Below are 3,564 nucleotides of genomic sequence, written 5' to 3'. Positions count from 1 at the left end.
CAAAAGAAGTGGGGGTTCGGGGGCTAGTCCCCGAAAATAATAAAAACATAAAAACTATTTTTTGACAAACTATAGTTGTTTAGGTATATACCATTGTATAATACTAGCTAGTACATTGACTTTAAGTTTTAATATTGTATCATATAAACATAATTTTTATATTTTTAAAGGATATAATATGATTTTTGATTATAAAGGAATTACTAATAAAAATAAAGATTTAATATTTGTTGCTGGTCCTTGCGTTATAGAAAGCGAAGAAATGACAATGACTATAGCAAAAAAATTAAAAGAAATAAAAGATAAATTAAATATACAATTAATTTTTAAAGGAAGTTTTGATAAGGCAAACAGAACATCTCTTTCATCTTTTAGAGGACTTGGAATGAAAGAGGGACTTCAAATACTTCAGAATGTTGCTAAAGAATTTAATTTTCTTACTTTAACAGATATACATGTTCCTACAGATGCAGAAGAAGCTGCTAAATATGTTGATTTCTTACAGATACCAGCTTTTTTATGCAGACAAACTGATATGCTAAGAGCGGCATGCGAAACAGGAAAGGCAGTTAATGTTAAGAAAGGACAATTTATAAGCGGTTATGATTGTAAATATATAGCTGATAAATGTACTGACGCTATAAATGAGAACAGACTTTTTTTATGTGAAAGGGGAACTATGTTCGGATATGGTAATTTAGTTGTGGATATGAAGAATTTAGAAATAATGAAAAATTATGCACCAGTTATGTATGATGCCACTCATTCACTTCAAATGCCTTCTGCTAATAATGGACAATCAGGAGGAGCTAGAGAGTTTATACCTGCTATATTGAAATCGGCTGTTGCTTTGGGAATAGACGCTGTATTTATGGAGGTGCATCCTAATCCAGATAAAAGCCCTTCAGATTCAGGCACTATATTTGATTTGAATAAGGTTGAGGAATTGTGGACTCAGGTTATAAAGATCAATGATTTAGTTAAGAGTTTGTAATTAAAATATTGAAATGATTATAATTTTGTAATTTTTTATTGTTCTTTTTCCCGCCGCACGCCACAGGCGGACTTCGTCAAAGAACCAAAAAGTGCAAATAAAAATATTTTTAAATTAAGTTAATTATATTTTCATTCTAAGATAAACCATTAATTTAGAAAAATGTATATTTTGTTATGTTGAATGCTGATGTGTATCAAAAAATAAATATTGCTTTTCTAAAGGTATGTATTTAATAATTAAAATGTAATAAACCAAAATAAGATATAATGTAATTTGTATTTTTGCAATTTTGACGAAGTCCACCTCTTGAGGTGGGACACGGGAAAAGTTGAATAAATTTAAAAGTATTATTGTAAAATATAATAGTTTATATATAAATTAATAGAGTTATATTTAATAAAATTAGTAATTTAAAATAGGAATTTCAAATATGAAAAAGATAGTTATTGTACTTGCTTCAAGATTGGGTTCTACAAGGCTTCCTCAAAAAGCATTAAAAAAAATGGCTAATTGTGATAGTATGCTTGAACTTATTATTAAAAGATTAAGAAGTTCTAAAAGGGCTAATGATGTGGTGGTGGCTACTGAAGAAAAATCTTATGAAGCTTTTAAAAATATATTTGATAATTTGAAATGCAGTTATTTTATTGGAAGCGAAGAAGATGTACTTAATAGATATAGAAAAGCTGCTGAAAAGTTTAATGCCGATATAGTCGTGCGTGCTACAGGTGATAATCCTTTGGTGAGTGTTAAGGCTTTGGATATGATTATAGATTATCATATAGAAAAAAATGCTGATCTTAGTCATTATGATTTACTTCCTTATGGCAGCGGTGCTGAAGTGATAAATTATGAGGCTTTAAAAATTGCTGATGATAATTCTAAAGACAGTTTTGAGCATGAGCATATCACACAGTATCATTATAGAAACCCTAATAAATTCAAAATAGAAAATCCTAAAGTAGATGAAGCATTTGCTATGCCTGAACTTAGAACTACAGTTGATACTATTGAAGATTATAATAATGTATGCAAGATTTTTGAAAAATATAATAATGATATATATATTGATGTTGATACTATAATAAGCGATATAAGAAATGGAAGATAATAAAAGTTATTATGTTTATATAATACTTTGTGAAAATAATTCATACTATACAGGAATTACTAATGATCTTGTAAATAGATTTAATAAGCATGCAAAGGCTAGGGGAGCCAATTATACTAAACTTAGAAAACCTTTAAAATTCTTATCCGCATGGAAAGTTGAAAATATTAATATTGCTTTGAAAATAGAATATTATATAAAAAGTAAAAATAAAAAAATAAAAATTTTATTTGTAAAAAATAATAGGCTTCTTAAAACTTATTATATTAGAGATATGAAAAAGAAAAATAAAGATTTTAATAGCAGTATAAGTATTAGAAGTATAAGCAAAAAAAATATAGATCATATAAATAATATGCTTGATATTGAATAGTTAATAAAAATGCATATAAAAATCAATAATATTCTTTATTAATTCTATTATAATAATAATTAAATTAGTTAATATTTAGTTTATACCTAAACGAATATATTTTGTCAAAAATAATTTTTTTAAATTTTAGATATATGCATGGATTTCCCAACCGCTCTTCATACTTCGTAACACCCACAGTTCTTTTGTTGCCCCAAAGAAGCTTATATCCTAGATAAACTTAGATATGATTAGCGAAGGGCTATATTTTAGCTTAAATTAATAATCTATCTTACATGTAAAAGAATTTTAGTATGATTTAGTACTAGTTTTATACTTGCACTTTTGGCAACTTTGGCGAAGCCCGCAGAGCGTAAGCGGCGGGAAAAAGTTGACTAAAAAATGACAAACTTAAAAATTTTTAGTATATATTCCAACAGAAATAATATCATTTTATATATTTGACTGTGACGAATGTTAAATCATAAAATATGTCATTCACACTGTAGTTAACGAATTTTTTGAAAATGTTTCGTCCCCTAAGTCAATTTGTATTTTGACAATGGGGAATGAGTTTAACTGCTCGCCTATACCCTCATCTTCGTTCGGGTACGCTTCTCGGGGCTTCTCGCACCGTATTACTAAATATTTAATATAGTCCACTATAGGTGCGGCTGATTACCTTTCATTACTGCTTACTTTATATGTAATACTTCTTTGTAACATAGTATTTAATGGACACTAAAAAATGTTGATAAACTAGAATGGGAAAATTGTGCTTGTGTTTTAATGTTTTTGTCCCTCATATTGCCAAAAGACAATAAGCGGGAATGAGTTTAAAAACGCTCGCCGCGTGGCTTCCCGCACCGCATAACCAAACATTTGAGACAGTCCACTATAGGTGCGGCTGATTACCCACTAATTACCCAAACTTATGTACTGTAAAAATTAGCCTTAAATATTTTGTGAATGAGTTTAACTGCTTGCCGCAGGGGCTTCCCGCACCGCATAACCAAACATTTGAGACAGTCCACTATAGGTGCGGCTGATTACCTTTCATTACTGCTTACTTTATATGTAATACTTCTTTGTAACATAGTATTT

Annotated in this window: 3 protein-coding genes; all 3 read left to right on the top strand. The window is 28.8% G+C overall.

Annotated features, from left to right (window positions below; translation table 11 throughout):
• The first annotated feature begins 178 nt into the window (after positions 1-178).
• The 3 genes from kdsA to Q0K19_RS14980 all read left to right on the top strand — a co-directional run bounded on the left by kdsA (position 179) and on the right by Q0K19_RS14980 (position 2,481).
• Positions 179-994, top strand: a complete 816-nt coding sequence (gene kdsA / locus Q0K19_RS14990; RefSeq protein ID WP_297249378.1) for a 3-deoxy-8-phosphooctulonate synthase — start codon at positions 179-181, stop codon at positions 992-994.
• Between the two features lie 433 nt (positions 995-1,427).
• Entirely contained in the window at positions 1,428-2,108 is a 681-nt protein-coding gene (locus Q0K19_RS14985; RefSeq protein ID WP_297249376.1) for a spore coat protein, read from the top strand.
• Positions 2,098-2,481: a GIY-YIG nuclease family protein gene (locus tag Q0K19_RS14980; RefSeq protein ID WP_297249374.1), complete on the top strand. Its 384-nt coding sequence runs from the start codon at positions 2,098-2,100 to the stop codon at positions 2,479-2,481. Before Q0K19_RS14985 ends, Q0K19_RS14980 begins: the two co-directional genes overlap by 11 nt.
• Positions 2,482-3,564 lie beyond the last annotated feature (1,083 nt).

Origin of the sequence: uncultured Brachyspira sp. (assembly GCF_944393015.1) — a bacterium.
In the GTDB taxonomy this organism is placed as follows: Bacteria; Spirochaetota; Brachyspiria; order Brachyspirales; family Brachyspiraceae; genus Brachyspira.
The sequence above is the reverse complement of the archived record's forward strand: the minus strand, read 5'-3'. Positions and strand labels throughout refer to the sequence as shown.